The organism is Citrifermentans bremense, from assembly GCF_014218275.1.
GTDB classification, from domain to species: Bacteria; Desulfobacterota; Desulfuromonadia; order Geobacterales; family Geobacteraceae; genus Geomonas; species Geomonas pelophila.
Map to the genome: position 1 here is coordinate 344,312 of NZ_AP023213.1, position 15,812 is coordinate 360,123.

Sequence of the window (15,812 nt, forward strand, 5' to 3'; positions counted from 1 at the left end):
GAGGCAACGAGGCGCACCGCCCGGTGCGCCTCGTTTGATTCAGAGCCGGAGCTTACCTCCTGGCTTTCTTCTTCTTTTTCGACTTCCCCTTGCGCTCCTTCGAAACCTTCTTCCCCTTCTTGTGTTTGGAGAGATGTTTCCTGTACTCCTGCTTCTTATGCGCCTTCTTTAGGTCCAGCTTGCTCAGAAGCTCCACCGGCTCCAGCAGATCCGGGTCGGCTTTCCGTGCCGCCGCCAGCGCCTCGCGCGCCTTTTCCTTCTCGCCCAGCCGCAGGTAGAGCTTGCCCAGCGCGTTAAGCGCCCGGGCATGGTCCGGCTTCAGCGCGAGCGCCTTCTGGTACTGCTCCCGGGCGCCGTCGTTGTTGCCGCGGAAGGCGTAGATGACCCCCAGCCGGTACTGGTCGTTGGCGCTCTCCGGGTTCAACTCGGCCGATGCTTTAAGAAGCTTCTCGGTGTCGTCGTAACGCCGCGCCTTCACGTACAGCGATATGAGGAGTTCCCTCGCCTCGGCGTGCCTCGGGTCGAGCCTCAGCACCTCGATAAGGTGCTTTTCCGCCTGCTCCGGCTGTTTCCGTTTCTGGTAGAGCCGTGCGATCCCCAGATGGGCGACCTCACTGTCCTGATCTAGCTCTATGGCCTTCGAGTAGGCTCTGATGGCGTCTTCGTACTGCCGGCGCTGCTCGTAGAGCCGGGCGAGCTTGTAGTAGCTCAGCGGGTTGTCCCCGTGGCGTGAGACGAGCTCCCGGTACTGTGCGATGGCGGCATCCAAGTCGCCGCGTACCGTGTGGATCTCGGCGAGCCTCCTTCGGGCGTCGCCGTTTTCGGGGTCGAGCCGTATCGCCTCGGAGAAGCGGCGGATCGCCTGGTCCAGATCCCCCTTGCGCTCGTAGAGGGTTCCCAGGTTGTAGAGCAGCTGGCTGGATGTCTCCTTTCGTCGCAGCGCTTCCTCGTATGCGGTTATCGCCTCGCCGTCATGCCCCGCGGCCAAAAGCGCATCCCCCAGCTTCTCGCGTACCCCCGGCGCGTCCGGCTGTTTCAGAAGCAGCGCCTCGTACTCCCGCGCCGCCTTCAAAAACGCGGTCCCTTGCTGGTACAGCGCCGCTTTTTCCAGGTGGTCCGCGGGCGTCGATGCCCGCTCCATTCCAGCCTGCCGGTATTGCGCATCGGCAAGCTTCTCCTCGCCTATCAGGTCCAAAAGGCGTGCCAGGCGGAAGTGGATGTCGCGGTTGTCGGGGTGTGCCGCGCTTGCCTGCTTAAGCTGCTGCAGCGCGTCCTGGTACTGCTTGTCCCCACGGTAGATCTCGGCCAATTCCAGGCTGGCCGCCAGGTTCGCGGGATCCAGCCGCAGCGCCTCGACGAGCAGGTCCCGGGCCTTGGCGCGCTCGCCCAGTCCAAGGTAGCTGCGCGCCATGCCGACACGCAGCTTCGCATCGTTTCCGTACGTTGGCAGCGCCCGTTCATACTGTGACAGGGCCAGGGCGTACAGCTGCGCAGCCTGGAAGATGTCACCCAGGGCCTTCGCGTAGGCTGGATCAGGTTTCGACTTGGAGGCCTCGAAAAGTTCCACCGAGGCCTCTTCCCGCGCTCCCTTCTCGAAAAGCAGCAGTCCGAGCCTGCCGTGCGCCTCCGCAAGCTGGGGGTCCTTTTTTACGGCGCTCCGGTACTCTTCAACCGCCTCTTCCTGCCGTTGGGCCGCCTCCAGCGCGAGTCCCTTGAGATAATGGGCGGCGCCGCCGTCGGCGCAGAGTTCCCGGACCTTCTTCTCAGCTTCAAGCCTTTTGTCGGCCGAACTCTGCCGGGTGATCTCCTTGACCGCCTCACTTGCCTTGTCGCAGGGGGGCAGGCTCGAGCCCCAGGTAAAGCCGCAGGACAAAAAGCCCAGGACGAGCAGCGCGGGGCGGCAGATCCTGCCGTTTTTTCGAAGATTCATGTGACCTCTTTTTTTTATCAGCCTGCAGCAACTATATCTTCTGGTTCCCAAGCTCCAGCTTGGGAACCCTCAGTCGTGCCACCGCTTGTGTACTTTACAAAAGGAAGCGAAGCCTCCAGTTGCCTATGCGTCCCCAAGCTTGAGATTGAGGACGAGGATACGGGGCCGCACTGGTGCGGCCCCGGCTTCCCAGCTGTTATCGGGCGATGACGAATTCGTCCCGCCGGTTTTTTGCCCAGATCTCCTCGCCTTCCCCTTTGACCGCCGGTCTCTCCTCGCCGTAGCCCAGGACGGAAAGCTTCTCCGCGGGGAATCCCAGCGCCTGCAGGTACTTCTTCGCGCTCTGCGCGCGGCGCTCGCTCAGGGCGAGGTTGTAGTCGTCGGAACCGCGTTCGTCGCTGTGCCCTTCTATTCTCAGAGCCGCCTTCGGGGCTGCCTTCAGTTTTTCCAGGTTGGCGGCCAGGGTGGCGCGGGCCGTGTCGCTCAAGACGGTCGAGTCGAAATCGAAGTAGATGGCTTCCAGAGCGGAGGTCTGGGAAGCGCCTGCCTGGGGCGCTGCCTGCTGGGGCTGGCTCTGCGGCGGGATCGACCCGCTGGAGATGGCGCTGGCGGCGAGAGGGGCTGTTGCGGGCTCCGCCGTTGCAGCCTTTGCCGCCGGCTTTTCAGTAGCGGCGGCCGCAGCTGCGGTGGTCGCGGACTGGGCAATGGGCTGGTCCAGCTTCACGGACTGCTGTTTTGCGCATCCGCCGTAGATGAACATGCCGGCGCAAAGTACGGGGACAAGGAACTTCATATTGGTCTTATTGGTATTCATGCTTTTCTCCTGTGAAATGGATTTCTGGATGCACTAATCCGCAGAAGCGGCGCGCACTCCTCCCTTGGCAGTCGGCTGCGAACTTAAAAATCTGGCCAGCGGTGAGTCAGGCCCAGCGGATGGGGGGAGCCCGGGAAAGGTTGGGGAAATCGGGGGCGAGGCCGGTGCCGTTGAAGGCGGCCTGGAGATGGACGGCGTACCGGATGTCGGCGCGCGGCACAGCGAACTTGGCAGGGAGGGCGAAGAGGTCGAGTGACTTCTTCACTTCCTCCTGGCAGCTCTTGATCTGCTTCTCTATGAAGACCCGTTGGCTCGGTTTCGCGCGGTGCGGGCGTGAAAGGTCGGGCACGCGCATCCCCGTGAACGCGATGCAGATCACGGTGACGCAGGTGGCCAGAAGCAGCAGGCTTTTTTGGGTGAGGTGATTTTTGATCATAGACGATGTGCCGGCCGGGATTTCACTGGCAGACACGCCCTTATACCCCATTCCCTTTCAAAAAACAAGGAAACGGACTCTAAGTGGCTGAGTTACTTGATGCAGACGCGCCGCACTTCATGAATGTCCGTGAGCCCCTGGAAGCACTTCAGGATGCCGTCCTGCTTCAGCGTGGTCATGCCGTCGGCGATCGCCTGCTTCCGCAACTCCGCCACCTCGGCCTTCCCCTTGATGAGCGCCTTCATCTGGTCCCCGCAATCCAACAGCTCGTGCAGGCCGAGCCTCCCCTTGTACCCGGAGCCGTTGCACTTGGCGCACCCCTTGGCCCTGGAGAGCGTGATGGTGGCCGGGTCCATCCTGAGCGCCGCGAACTCCGCCTCGCCGTACTCGGCGACGATCTCCTGCAGCTCGTCCTCGGCGGGTCGGTAGCTTTCCTTGCAGCCGCTGCAGAGCCTGCGGGCCAGTCGCTGCGCCAGGATGCAGAGGAGCGCGTCGGAGAAGCTGAAGGGATCGAGCCCCATGTCGAGTAGCCTCGTCACCGTCTCCGGCGCCGAGTTGGTGTGCAGGGTCGAGAAGACCAGGTGGCCGGTAAGAGAGGATTCCACGCCTATAGAGGCGGTCTCCTCGTCGCGCATCTCCCCCACCATGATCACGTCGGGGTCGGCGCGCAGGAAGGCGCGCAGGGCGACTGCGAAAGTTAGGCCTATCTTCGCGTTCACCTGCACCTGCCTCAACCCCTTCTGCGTGATCTCGATCGGGTCCTCGGCGGTCCAGATCTTCGTCTGCGGGGTGTTGATCACCGAGACCGCGGAGTGGAGCGTGGTGGTCTTGCCGCTGCCGGTCGGGCCCACCACCAGGATCAGCCCGTACGGCTTCTTGATGCAGTCGGTGAACACCTCGCGGTTTCGCTCGGTGAGCCCCAGGTTCTCGAACGGGATCGGCTCTCCCGAGGCGAGAATCCTCAACACCACGTCCTCCAGCTGTCCCGAGCTCGGGAGGGTCGCCACCCTGAGCTCGATGTCCCTGGGGCCGAACTTCTTGAAGTCGATTTTTCCGTCCTGCGGCTTTCTCCGCTCCGCGATGTCGAGCCCCGCCATGATCTTGATCCTGGAGGTCAGGGCGTGCTTGTACTTGTAGGGTATGCGCTGGTACACGGCGCACCTGCCGTCGATCCTAAGGCGCACCGTCACGTCCTCGCGTCCCGGCGCCGGCTCGATGTGGATGTCGGAGGCGTTCTTCTCGTGTGCCTCGCAGATGATCTTGTTCACCAGCTGGACGATGACGCTGTCCTGCTCCGAGACCTTCTGCATTTCCTGCTCTACCGCCGGGTCGTCGTCGGTGTCGAGCTTGCTAAGAAGGTCGGAGATGCTGGCCGAAGGTCCCTCGGCGCTCCCCCCTGCGAGCTGGTAGTAGTGGTCGATGAATTTTCCGATGTCCTCTCTGAAGGCACCGACGAAGCTGATCCTCTTGTACTCCTGGAAGACGAACTTGATCAGGTCCTGCTTGGCGAGGTCGGTGGGGTCCTCCATGGCGACCTGCAGCACGCTGTGGTCGATCTTGACCGGGACCCAGCGCTCCTTCTTGAGGCGGTCTGGCCTGGTCTTTTTCAGCACGTCGTCCAGCCTGGGCAGGTCCGGGTCGAAGGAGACGAACTCGGTGCCGAAGTTGAGGCTCAGGCACTTGATCATCTCCTCGCGTGGGATCTTGTAGTCCCGCATCAGCACGTGGTCGAGCCCTATGCTCGCCACGTCCGGATGCGCCGTAGCCCTCTGGATGTCGGACTCCTCCAGGAGGTTCTTGTCCAAAAGGTAGTTGTAGCGCGACTTGTTCCTGATCAGCTTGGCCGAGGCGGCGAGCCGGAAGATGTTGTGGATGGCTATGGAGAGCGAGGTGGCGAGCTCGGTTGCGTAGCTTAGGTCCGTGTCGTCGAAGCTGTCCCCGGCCTTTTTGTTGATGAGCTGCATCACGCCGATCATCTGGTTGTTGAACTTCATCGGGACGCAGAGCACCTGCTTCGTGCGGAAGCCGCTCTTCTTGTCCCAGGTGACGTCGAAGCTCAACCCCGAACTGATCATCTTCAGCTCGTGGGAGTCGTAGGCGTCACTTATGTTAAGCAGCGTCCCCGAGAGGGCGCAGAACCCGGCGAGGCTGTTGCTGCCGATCGGGACGGTGATCTGCTGGATCTCCTCCCCCGATTTCACCTTGGACATGAGCATCTTCTGCTTATGGTCGATCACGTAGATGGTCAGCCGCTCCGCCTTGAACAGCTCGGCGATGCTGTCCTTCAACTGCACCAGTATGGTGTTCAGGTTCCCGGAGGAGTGGATCTCGTTGATCTTCTCCATGAACCGTTTGCGATGTTCGAGTTGCTGTTTGAGTTGATCTGCATCTGGCATAGATCTGTCCTCTGTGGCGATGGCATACTTTGCCGGCAGCTTCCGGTTGGATTAGTCCTGGTTAACACGTCCGGCTGCTGCTTAACTTAAAGTTTTAAACGCCGTTTCCGAAACGTTACATGTAGTAGGCTCATCGGCAGATAGATCGTGAACTGAAGGAATTGCTGGTTTATGAAGAATCTCAGCTCAGCCACAATACGCTTCCTTATCGGCTGCGCCGTGACCGCTCTTTTCTGCCTGCTGCTGGTCGAAAATCCGCTCCCGCTGGAGATCACCGAGGCTAAGCTCTACGACCTCCGTTTCCACCTGCGCGGACCTGTGAAGGCGCCGGACCAGGTGGTGATCGCCGTCATCGACGAGAAAAGCCTGGCGAGGTTCGGGCGCTGGCCCTGGAGCCGGGAGGTGATGGCGGGGCTGGTGGACAAGCTGGCCCGGGCCGAGGCGGCGGTCATCGCCTTCGACGTGATCTTCCCCGAGAGCGATGAGAACGACCGGGTACTCTCTCGCGCCATCGAAGACGCCGGCAACGTAATTCTTCCCATCGTCTTCGATTTCGAGACTTCCTCTAAGGGGCGTGCCAACCCCGACCTGGAGCCGTCGGCCGTTTCCGCGATCCTGGAGCCGGAGCTGTACCGGGATTTTCCCCCGATAACGTCGACCGGGGAGCCGATCATACCGGTTAAGCCGCTGCGGGAAAGCGCCATGTCGCTGGCGCACATCAGCATGCTGCCGGACTACTTCGACGGCACCCTGCGCTGGGAGGCGCTGCTCGTAGCCTACGACGGTCTCCTCTACCCGTCCCTGGGGCTCAAAAGCGCCGCCTTCTACAAGGGGGTTTCCCCCGAGAAGCTGCAGGTGCACGCCACCCGATCCATCGAGGTCGGCAGCACGGTGATACCTACCGACCGCTGGGGGCGCATGCCGATCAACTACTACGGGCCGGGCCGGACGCTGCGCCACGTGTCGGTCGCAGACATCGTCGACGGCAAGGTCGGTGCGAAAGAGCTCGGCAACCGCATCGTCTTCATCGGCGCTTCCGCCGTGGGAATGCTCGATTTGAGGGTTACACCCTTCACCGCGGTGATGCCCGGGGTGGAGAAGCAGGCCACCATCGCCGCCTCGATCCTGGAGCACCGGTTCCTGGTGAAGGCGACTACGGCCCAGGACCTCTTCTTCCTGTTGCTGTCGGGTTTGGTCATGGCGCTCATCCTGAGCCGTCTGAGGCTTTTCTGGGGGGCGGTGGCGGTAGCGGTCGGCGCTGCGGTCGTAGCGGCCGCAGGAATACTCCTCTTCAGCCGGTTCGGGGTGTGGGTGAACCTCGCCTGCCCGCTGGGGAACCTCCTTTTCCTGTTCATGTCCGTCACCGCCTGGAACTACACGGTCGAGGAGCGCCGCGCACGCAGGATACGCGCCATGTTCTCGAGCTACGTCACCACTACCATCGTCAACGAGCTGATCGACAACCCCGCCCTGGCGAGGCTCGGCGGCGAGAAGCGCGAAATAAGCATCCTCTTCTCCGACGTGCGCGGGTTCACCACCTTCTCCGAGCAGCACGCGCCGGAGGAAGTGGTCGCCCTTTTGAACGAGTACCTGGGGGAGATGACCGACGTCATCCTCAAGTGGGGGGGGACCCTCGATAAGTTCGTGGGCGACGCCATCATGGTCTTTTGGAACGCGCCCCTTCCCTGCGCCGACCACGCCGAGCGTTCGCTCCGCTGCGCGCTGGAGCTGCAGGCCAGGCTAGCCGAGCTTCACGAGAAGTGGGAGCGGGAGGGAAAGCCGAAGCTTTGCTGCGGCATTGGCATCAACACCGGCTGGGTCATCGTCGGCAACATCGGCGCCGAGGGGAAGAAGATGGATTACACCGTCATCGGCGACGAAGTGAACCTCGCCAGCCGGGTCGAGTCGCTCACCCGCAGGTTCGACGCGGGGATACTGGTCACCGAGAAGACGGTCGAGAAGCTGCGGGGCCCGATCGAGGCCGGGACGCTTGCGGGGATCGAGCTGAGCGGCGTCAGCCGCGTGATCGTGAAAGGGAAAGAGCAGCCGGTGACGCTGTACACCGCAGTCTCCACCGGGGACGCCCCCGCCGTCATCATCGAGTGCGAGGAGATGGAACCCTTGAGACTGACGGAGAAATAAAATGGTTTTGACTTTAGGAGGAATGCCCGTGATTAAAACCGCATCCCTGGCCGCCGCGGCTCTCGTAGCCGCCCTGACCTTTGGCGCGCCGGCGCAGGCAGCAAACCTCGACGAGGGGATCGTCCAGTACCGCATGGAGAACTTCGAGGAGGCTCTGGCCCTGTTGCAGAAGGCGCGGGCCGAACAGCCGGAGTCGTCGCTTGCGGCGTTCTACCTCGGCATGGCGCGCAAACAGGGGGGGGACATCGCGGGCGCCATCAAGGATCTCACCGACGCGGCGACGCTGAAGCCCCCGGTGCTCGACGCCTACCTGGAACTCGCCGACGCCTGGCATGTGCAGGGGGACGACGACAAGGCGCTGGAATGGGCGAACCGCTCCGAGGCGGCAGGGGTGAACCCGGCGCGGAGCGCCTTCTTGAAGGGGATCATCCTCGCCGGGCTCGGCAAAACCGATGAGGCGGTCGCTTCGTTCGAAAAGGCGAAAGGGCTCGACCCGTCCCTCAACCAGCCGGCACAGCTCCAGATCGCCATGGCGATGGCCGGGTCGCGCAAGCTCACCCGGGCCCGCGACGCCTTGCGGGCGGTGGTAGCCGCCGACCCCAACTCCGAGATAGCAGGGTACGCGAGGGAATACGAGCAGTCCTTCACCCGCATCCTGGAAAGCTACCGGCCGCTGCACCTGACCCTGGGGCTCAACTACCTCTACGACGACAACGCCATCTCCAGCCCGTCGAACGCGGGCGCCAGGGCGCAGATCGGGAACCCGACCGGGCAGCGCGACCACGCCTTCATGGGGAGCTTCCGGCTCGACTACACCCCTCTTCTTGAAAACGACTACACCTTCAGCGCCCAGTACCTGGTGCAGAGCACCAAGTACGGCGACACCAACACCGCTGAGGAAAATCCCAGTACCGTGATCAACTCGCTCACGGTCAACCCCGGCCGCTCCTTCGGCAACTCCATCTTCTCCCTCCCCATCAACTTCAGCCACGTCTTCTTGAAGGAGAAGGAGTACCAAGTGCTGGTCACGGTCCGCCCCACCTGGTCCTGGCAGGCAGCACCCCAGCACATACTGCAGGCAGCGGCCAACTTCACCCGCCGCGACATGCTGCAGGACCCGCTGGTGCAGGACGAGGACCGCGACGCCAACATAGGGGGCGCCTCCGCCGGGTACATCTTCAGCTATGGCGACCAGGGAGGGATGGCCGCTCTGCGCTACGACTTCAGCTACGACAACGCCAGGGGAGTCAACTGGAAGAACCGTGGGCACCGCTACTCGGCGAGCGGGGTGATTCCGCTCTCCGCGGCGCTGAAGTTCAACCTTTCGGGCGAGGTCTCCACCCAGGACTACTTCAAGACCAACACCGTCTTCGACGTCCAGCGCGACGACACCACCTGGTTCGGTACCGCCGGCCTCAGCTGGAACCTGACCGGCAACGTGGCGCTTCTGGCCCAGTACTCACACACAACGGCTAAATCCAACATCAAGGTGTACGACTACAACCGCAACACCTTCAGCACCGGGATAGAGTTCAGTTTTTAGGAGACACACCATGATCAGTGCCCGAAACAGCTATTCCCGTCCCGAAGCCCAGGCTTTGGAACGCAATATCGAGTTTACTCGCTCGCAGTCCCCGGCTTTGGAGCACGGCAGCGACTCTCCTCGTTTCCAGGCCCCGGCTTTTGAACGCAACAACGGATTCCCTTGTTCGCAGGCTCCGGCCTGGGAGCTCAAGAGTAGCTCGAAGCCTGGCCTTCCGATGCAACGCATCCTGGTGCTGATATCGCTTTTGCTTCCCCTGCTGCTCCTGACCGTTCCCGGCTCCGCATGGGCCGAGGTGGTGGGGAAACTGACCGTCGTGGAAGGTGCGGTGGACATCATGCCGGGAGGGCAGCTCCCCGCGGTAGCCGCCAGGGTCGGGGGGGCGGTGCAGAAAGGCGACTTCGTCCGCACCAAGAGCAACGCCAGGGCCGAGCTCACCTTCAACGACGGGAGCGTCATCAAGATCGCCCAGAGAAGCCGCATCGACGTGGGGGAATATTCGGCCTCCAACCGGAAGCTCGCTCTTCCCCGCGGCAAGGTGCAGGCGACGGTAGTCCCCGCGGCCGCCGGCGGCACGGCGCGCAGCTTCGAGATCCGGACCCCCAACGCCATCGCAGGGGTGCGCGGCACCTCCTTTTACGTCTATCACCAGGCCAACGTGACCGGGGTGGCCGTCTTGCAGGGGGTGGTGCATACCGCGAGCCTGTCGCAGCCCTCCAAGGGGGTGACCCTCGTCGCCGGCACCGCCACCACCGTCACCAGGCGCGGCGCGCCGACGCCGCCGCGGCCGGTATCCGACAATGAGATGAACAGCCACCAAAGCGACGTCAACCCGACAGGTAAACAGGGTGGCGAGCCGCAGGCGGCGCCCGCCGCCGAAAGCGGCGATGCCGGTGCGGGATCCTCCGGTTCCCAGCCGACTTCCGGCACTACTTCGCCGACCGGCACTACAACTGCCGAGTCGTCCGACTCCGGCTCCGGCAGCCCCTCTTCTGATACCCCCAGCACTGGCGGCCCCGTCGCCACCAGCCCTAGTTTTACGGATCCGAGCCCCGACCTGAGCGCGCCGCCACCGCAAGCTCCGGCACCGGTTCCTACGACGCCGATTTCCCCCACTGTTGTGGCACCGCCGGTGACAGATTTAGTCCCGCCCGAGGATAAGCCAAACCCAGATGACCCCCTTTCTCCTGACGGGAAGACGCCTGATACGCCGCCAACGACTTACCCGGGAGGCACTACCCCCCCTCCCGCGACACCGCCGGTTTTCAGCGGCACGCTTGCCGGGGGGCTGATGTCCCGGGGCGCCGCCATAGACCCCGGCTCCAACCTGCTTACCATTGTCAGCGACCCCGGTTTCGCGCCGGTAATCTCGGGCACGACCTCGCCCTGGGCGACCAAGAGCGCTTCGATAAGCCTTGCCGGCAGCTATCCGACCCTGCCTCTGCAGCAGCCCAACCACTACTGGTTCGGCAACTTCTTCTCCGACAGCACGCCCACCCACACGACGACCGACGGCGGCGCCTTCTTCGGCTATTTCGGCGGGAGCTCTCTCGACAGCACCGCTGCGGCGGGGACCGCCATCGACGCCAGCCTGAGCGGGATCTACGTCGACCCGACCGGGAAGATCGGCCTGATGCAGGGTGGCGCCACGGGGGCCGCGCCTAGCGGCAAGGTGAGCGGCACCGGAACCCTGACCCTGACGGAGATGACGCCGACCAGCACCCTCCTTCCCGCATCTTTCGGCGCCGGCTGGTGGGACTCCAAGACGGGAACGACCATGGTCGAACTGACCGGCCCGGTGCTGACCGGTAACATGGACGGAGGCAACGAGGCGGAAGGGTACCTTTTCGATTCCGGCCTCAACTACAGCGGCACTATAGCCGACCGGGGCGACGTGCTGAGGCTTGCGCACCTGGCGGCTGATCCGAGTTTCGGCATCTGGACCAGGGAATCCTTTGGCTCCTACGCCGGCAGCGGCAGCCAGCTGGTGCTGACCAGCAACGCCGAGTGGGGTACGGTCGACGCGGCTAACGTCTTCAACCTAGAGAACAGCATCAAGGTGGTGTCGCTGGGCAACTGGCAGGAAGGCGCGCTCACCGGCAAGGCCGACGGCGTCTGGGGCGACTTGGGCAACGGAAGCCTCAAACTCCTCACCGGCACGCTCACGGGGAGCTCCAACCCCGCCACCTCGACCTTCGGAGCGGTGACCACCGGCGTCTATATCGACCTGAACCGCTTCCTGGCCAACCCTACCCTGGCCGCCGGTCTCGGATTTCCGACCCTGGCCGGCGTCGACAGCTTCACCTTGAACGGGAGCAACTCCACCGGGAGCGTCAACTTCGGCACTCTCAAGTTCTACGGCAGGTCGGGGAGCCCCCTTTCTCTGTGGGTGGCGCAGAACGTGAGCGGCAGCTTTGGAGGGACGTTGCAGCAGCAAAACTTCTCGCTCATGAACGGCGCCACTGCAAGCAGCAGCAGCGTGATGGGGAATCTTTGGGTTTCGGGTGTAAACGCAGCCAACGGCACCTGGCTTGGGCAGGTCAACGCGATAGGCGAGACCGGCACCTCGTTCAGAAACGAGTTTGACGGCGTAGCGGTCGGCACCGTCAGCGGCACGACCTTCAGCGGCAGCGCCGCGGGCATCGCACACCCGGTCACCTACTACAACAACATCACCGGGGACCTCAGGCGCATCTCCGGCGGGAGCGTCACCTCCTATGGCACCGTCAACGGCGTCATGGGCGGCATGTCCCTGTGGAACGCCAAGCCTTCTTTCACCTCGGAGTTCCGGGGGATCGGGTTCCTCACCCCGAGCCAGGCGCTGACCAATACCGACTACGTATTCAGTGCTCCGCTCATCTCGAAAGACCTGTCAGGCCAGGCGATGACCGCCGACGGCGGCGCCTACTACGGGCAGCTGGTCGCAGGGGTCAGCACAGTAGGGGGCAACCCCGACAGTCCAGGCATCATCGGCGCAGCCAACGCCCTCTACATAGACCCGGCCGGCAAAGCCGGGGTACTGCAGGGGAAATTCTCCGGCTTCCTCGACCCCTCCAACAACATCTGGCAAAACGAAGGCGATTTCTTCCCGGTAGAGCTCGACGCGGCCCCGTCGGTGACCGCGACCACGCTGAACAACGGCGGCGTCATCACGGGTACGACCACGTTTGTCGTCGGCGCCTCCACCTTTACCGGCAACGGGGTGACTCTAGGCGGAGGGGACGCCGATGGCTTTACCCGCAGTTTCCTAACGAACACGCCCCAGTGGGGCATCGGGAATTTCGGGTTTTACGCCCCCGTCAGCTCGGGACCTGCCGCCAACACCCCCTGGAGCATCGATTTCGTTCTTCCCGATTCAAACCTGACCACGGTGGGAACAATGTCGGGGCAGATGTGGGACCCCGGGAGAGGACAGATGGCCGCGGGCGTCCGGGCGGGATGGTATGATATGGTAAATGTAGACGCCACTGCGACGCCCAAAACCGGCATCTTCATCGGCGAGACGGTGGGAACCTTCAACCCGGTGTCGCTGCAGTCCATTACCTCCGGCATGTGGCTGGAGACCAACAAGTTCCTCTCGATGGTTGCGAGCGATCCGGGCGCATTGAACAAGCTGAAGATACCTGCCGTCGAAGTAGGGAAGGCCGATTTCTCCGGCGGCAACGGCGAGTACAACGTAACGATCCAGAACCTGCGCTTCTTCGCGCCGGTCGCCACCGGCCGCCCCGAGATCTTCGCCACCGACAGCATCTCGGGTAGCTACGTGACTGTACCCACCCTGGGCTCCGCCGCGACGCTGAACCAGGTGGTCGGCTCGGGCGTCAACGTCTCCGGGTTCTCCCCCACCTTCACCGTCAAGCAGTGGGATACGACCAACAACAAGTGGTCCGCGAGCCTCCAGTTCAACGGCAACAGCGGCGCGGTCGGCACGTATGGCAACGTCCAGTTCACCGGGGTCGCCGCCGGCCGCAGTAACCCCGGCGCCTCCACCTTCACGGGCACTGCAGCGGGTGTTGTCAAGTAAAAGGGAAGGGCTGGAGGGATCATCATGCCGACGATCACAACCCGGAAAATGTTCACCTTGCTGCATGTGTCCCTGTTTCTCATTGTCTCCGCCGCCACGATCTTCACGGTCAACCACCAGCAGCGCGCCCAGGCGCTGGTGGTGGCGCAGGAGAAGGCGAGGCTGATACTGGACCACAACCTTGCCATTCACAGCTACTTCTCCAACCAGCTGAAACCGCAGCTTTTTCAGCTGACGGACCTGTATCGCCCGAAGGAATACTTCAATCCGGTATGGATGTCTTCCACCTATGCGGTGCGCGAGATCGACCTCTACAACAAGGCCTTCTCCAACAGCGACTTCTACTACAAGGAGTGCGCGATCAACGCCCGCAGCCCCCGCAACGAGGCGGACCCGGTGGAACGCGCTTTCCTGGAGGAGACCAGGAAGGATCCCCGCCTCGCCGTCAAGTCCTTCATCCGCGAGATCGAGGGCAAGCCCTACTTCGTGGTGATGCGCCGCGGCGAGAGCATGGAGAAGAGCTGCCTTAGGTGCCACAGCACACCTGGCGCGGCGCCTGCCGACATGGTGGCGAGATATGGCCCCGAGCGCAGTTTCAGCCGCGAGGACCGGGAGCTCGTCTCCGCCATATCGATCCGCATCCCGCTGCACGAGGCTTATGTCAACGCCAACAAGCTCTCCTTCGAGCTCTGCTTCCTGCTGCTGGCCATCCTCGGGGTGTCGTCGGGAGCGCAGTTCCTGGTCATGAACCGGATGCTTTTGAACCCGCTCGCCGTCCTGCGCGACAGGACCGACGCGATCCTGCGCGATGAAAACAGGCTGGGGCAGGATATACCGGAGTTGTCCAGGGCGGAGGAACTAAAGGAGCTGACCGTAACCTTCAACCAGCTCTCCCGCCATTTGCGCAAGGAGAAGGACGGGTTGTTGGAGCAGGTGAAGGAGAGGACTGCCGCGCTGGAGTCGGCGAACCAGGCGCTGGAGGAAGACGTAAGGGAGAGGGAGCAGATACAGCAGGAACTGGCGGCGAAGGTGGCGCAGCTTCAAGAGGCGCTGGCCAAGGTGCGGACCCTGGAAGGCATCCTCCCCATCTGTTCCTACTGCAAGAAGATCCGCACCGACGAGGAGAGCTGGCAGCAGTTGGAGCAGTACATAAGCGAGCATTCGGATGCCCACTTCAGCCACGGCATCTGCCCCTCCTGCTTCGATCAGCTGCAGGAGTCGTACAAGAAACGGGGCGCGCGGGACCCGGAGGAATAACTATTCCTCCTGCAGATAGGTGCGTCCCCACTCGCACATGAGGTCGAGGATGGGGAAGATGGTCTTTCCTTTCTCGGTGAGCGAGTATTCCACCTTGGGCGGCACCTGTGCGTAGACCTTGCGGTGCACCAGCCCGTCCACTTCCAGCTCCCGCAGCTGCTGGGTCAGCATCTTGCGGGTGGTGTCGGAGAACTGGCGCTGCAGATCCGAAAAGCGCATGGTCTCCTGGGCCAGGTGCCAGAGAATGGACGCCTTCCACTTCCCCCCCACCAGCGCCAGCGTCACGTCGATGCCGCACTTGTACTCCTTGTCCCTGAAAACCATCTGTGCCGCCGCCTGCCCGTTTCCCATCTCTGCTCCAAAGCCTCCACGGTTACCGAAAGGGTACCGAGTGTCGAAAAAGGTACTACGTTTCAAATAAGTTCGTTATTGACCATTTGACGCGAATGGTCCTATATAGCCCATCTCACTCTGAAAGAAAAGCCTGGAATACAACACCAATCGGAGGAACACAACATGAAGATGGTGGCATTCAACGGAAGCCCCAACCGGGAAGGGAACACCTATCACGCCATCAAGCTCGTCGCCGCCGAGCTGGAGAAGGAAGGGATAGAGACCGAGATCATCCACGTGGGCAACAAGACCATCCGCGGCTGCATCGCCTGCATGCAGTGCGCGAAAAACCAGGACGAGCAGTGCGCGCTGAAGGACGACGAGGTTAACGAGTGGGTGCAGAAGATGAAGGGCGCCGACGCCATCCTCCTCGGCTCCCCGGTGCACTACTCCGGTATTGGCGGGACCATGAAGTCGTTCCTTGACCGCGCCTTCTTCGTCGGCGGCGTCAACGGCAGCTTGTTCCGGCACAAGGTAGGCGCCTGCGTCGTGGCGGTGCGTCGCTCCGGCGGCGTGACCACCTTCGACCAGTTGAACCACTTCATCAACTACTCCGAGATGCTTGTGGCGACCTCCAACTACTGGAACGTGATCCACGGCAGGGTCCCCGGCGAAGCGCTCAAGGACGAGGAAGGGGTGCAGATCATGAGCGTCCTGGGCAAGAACATGGCGTGGCTGATGAAGCTGGTGCAGCACGGCAAAGGGGCGGTGCCGGCGCCTGAGAAAGAAGCGAAGGTAATGACCAACTTCGTCCGGTAATCATAGAAACCGACGCAAAGGCATAGCACGCGGATGACGCGGATAAAATCCGATTATCGCGGATAAATCTAAAACCGTGGATTGATCTGCCTTTATCGGCGTCATCCGCCAAATCCGT

The 15,812-nt window shown here is 62.7% G+C and carries 10 protein-coding genes; 5 read left to right on the plus strand and 5 right to left on the minus strand.

The features are described 5' to 3' along the window. Positions 1-52: 52 nt before the first annotated feature. The 4 genes from GEOBRER4_RS01460 to GEOBRER4_RS01475 form a co-directional block, all read right to left on the minus strand. Entirely contained in the window at positions 53-1,930 is a 1,878-nt protein-coding gene (locus GEOBRER4_RS01460) for a tetratricopeptide repeat protein (RefSeq protein WP_185243929.1), read from the minus strand. A 196-nt stretch (positions 1,931-2,126) separates the two neighbouring features. Then, a complete protein-coding gene (locus GEOBRER4_RS01465; RefSeq protein WP_185243930.1) occupies positions 2,127-2,744 on the minus strand; it encodes an OmpA family protein in 618 nt (205 codons plus the stop codon). Positions 2,745-2,850: 106 nt separating this feature from the next. Further along, positions 2,851-3,180 carry a hypothetical protein gene (locus GEOBRER4_RS01470; protein ID WP_226377859.1) on the minus strand — a complete coding sequence of 110 codons (330 nt, stop codon included), beginning with the start codon at positions 3,178-3,180 and terminating at the stop codon, positions 2,851-2,853. Positions 3,181-3,272: 92 nt separating this feature from the next. Next, the gene (locus GEOBRER4_RS01475; RefSeq protein ID WP_185243932.1) at positions 3,273-5,576 is read right to left on the minus strand and encodes a GspE/PulE family protein; all 2,304 of its coding nucleotides are present in this window, start codon (positions 5,574-5,576) and stop codon (positions 3,273-3,275) included. A 171-nt stretch (positions 5,577-5,747) separates the two neighbouring features. Between GEOBRER4_RS01475 and GEOBRER4_RS01480 the strand changes: the two genes are divergently transcribed. The 4 genes from GEOBRER4_RS01480 (at position 5,748) to GEOBRER4_RS01495 (ending at position 14,542) form a co-directional block, all read left to right on the plus strand. Further along, positions 5,748-7,718, plus strand: a complete 1,971-nt coding sequence (locus GEOBRER4_RS01480; protein WP_185243933.1) for a CHASE2 domain-containing protein — start codon at positions 5,748-5,750, stop codon at positions 7,716-7,718. Positions 7,719-7,740: 22 nt separating this feature from the next. Next, positions 7,741-9,261: a tetratricopeptide repeat protein gene (locus tag GEOBRER4_RS01485; protein ID WP_226377860.1), complete on the plus strand. Its 1,521-nt coding sequence runs from the start codon at positions 7,741-7,743 to the stop codon at positions 9,259-9,261. Positions 9,262-9,478: 217 nt separating this feature from the next. Beyond that, entirely contained in the window at positions 9,479-13,285 is a 3,807-nt protein-coding gene (locus tag GEOBRER4_RS01490; RefSeq protein WP_226377861.1) for a FecR family protein, read from the plus strand. A gap of 24 nt (positions 13,286-13,309) precedes the next feature. Continuing rightward, on the plus strand, positions 13,310-14,542 hold the full coding sequence (locus tag GEOBRER4_RS01495; protein ID WP_185243936.1) for a c-type heme family protein: 1,233 nt from the start codon (positions 13,310-13,312) through the stop codon (positions 14,540-14,542). Here the strand turns inward: GEOBRER4_RS01495 and GEOBRER4_RS01500 are convergent, their stop codons facing one another. Then, complete coding sequence (locus tag GEOBRER4_RS01500; protein ID WP_085814196.1) at positions 14,543-14,893, minus strand: winged helix-turn-helix transcriptional regulator; 351 nt, start codon at positions 14,891-14,893, stop codon at positions 14,543-14,545. A gap of 165 nt (positions 14,894-15,058) precedes the next feature. On the opposite strand from GEOBRER4_RS01500, the gene GEOBRER4_RS01505 reads away from it, so the two are divergent. Then, on the plus strand, positions 15,059-15,694 hold the full coding sequence (locus tag GEOBRER4_RS01505) for a flavodoxin family protein (protein WP_185243937.1): 636 nt from the start codon (positions 15,059-15,061) through the stop codon (positions 15,692-15,694). Positions 15,695-15,812: the final 118 nt, after the last annotated feature.

Bases quoted from the DNA above. Each gene is read 5' to 3' on its own strand.
- GEOBRER4_RS01460 (WP_185243929.1), bottom strand. From the start codon at position 1,930: ATGAATCTTCGAAAAAACGGCAGGATCTGCCGCCCCGCGCTGCTCGTC.
- GEOBRER4_RS01465 (WP_185243930.1), bottom strand. From the start codon at position 2,744: ATGAATACCAATAAGACCAATATGAAGTTCCTTGTCCCCGTACTTTGC.
- GEOBRER4_RS01470 (WP_226377859.1), bottom strand. From the start codon at position 3,180: ATGATCAAAAATCACCTCACCCAAAAAAGCCTGCTGCTTCTGGCCACC.
- GEOBRER4_RS01475 (WP_185243932.1), bottom strand. From the start codon at position 5,576: ATGCCAGATGCAGATCAACTCAAACAGCAACTCGAACATCGCAAACGG.
- GEOBRER4_RS01480 (WP_185243933.1), top strand. From the start codon at position 5,748: ATGAAGAATCTCAGCTCAGCCACAATACGCTTCCTTATCGGCTGCGCC.
- GEOBRER4_RS01485 (WP_226377860.1), top strand. From the start codon at position 7,741: ATGCCCGTGATTAAAACCGCATCCCTGGCCGCCGCGGCTCTCGTAGCC.
- GEOBRER4_RS01490 (WP_226377861.1), top strand. From the start codon at position 9,479: ATGCAACGCATCCTGGTGCTGATATCGCTTTTGCTTCCCCTGCTGCTC.
- GEOBRER4_RS01495 (WP_185243936.1), top strand. From the start codon at position 13,310: ATGCCGACGATCACAACCCGGAAAATGTTCACCTTGCTGCATGTGTCC.
- GEOBRER4_RS01500 (WP_085814196.1), bottom strand. From the start codon at position 14,893: ATGGGAAACGGGCAGGCGGCGGCACAGATGGTTTTCAGGGACAAGGAG.
- GEOBRER4_RS01505 (WP_185243937.1), top strand. From the start codon at position 15,059: ATGAAGATGGTGGCATTCAACGGAAGCCCCAACCGGGAAGGGAACACC.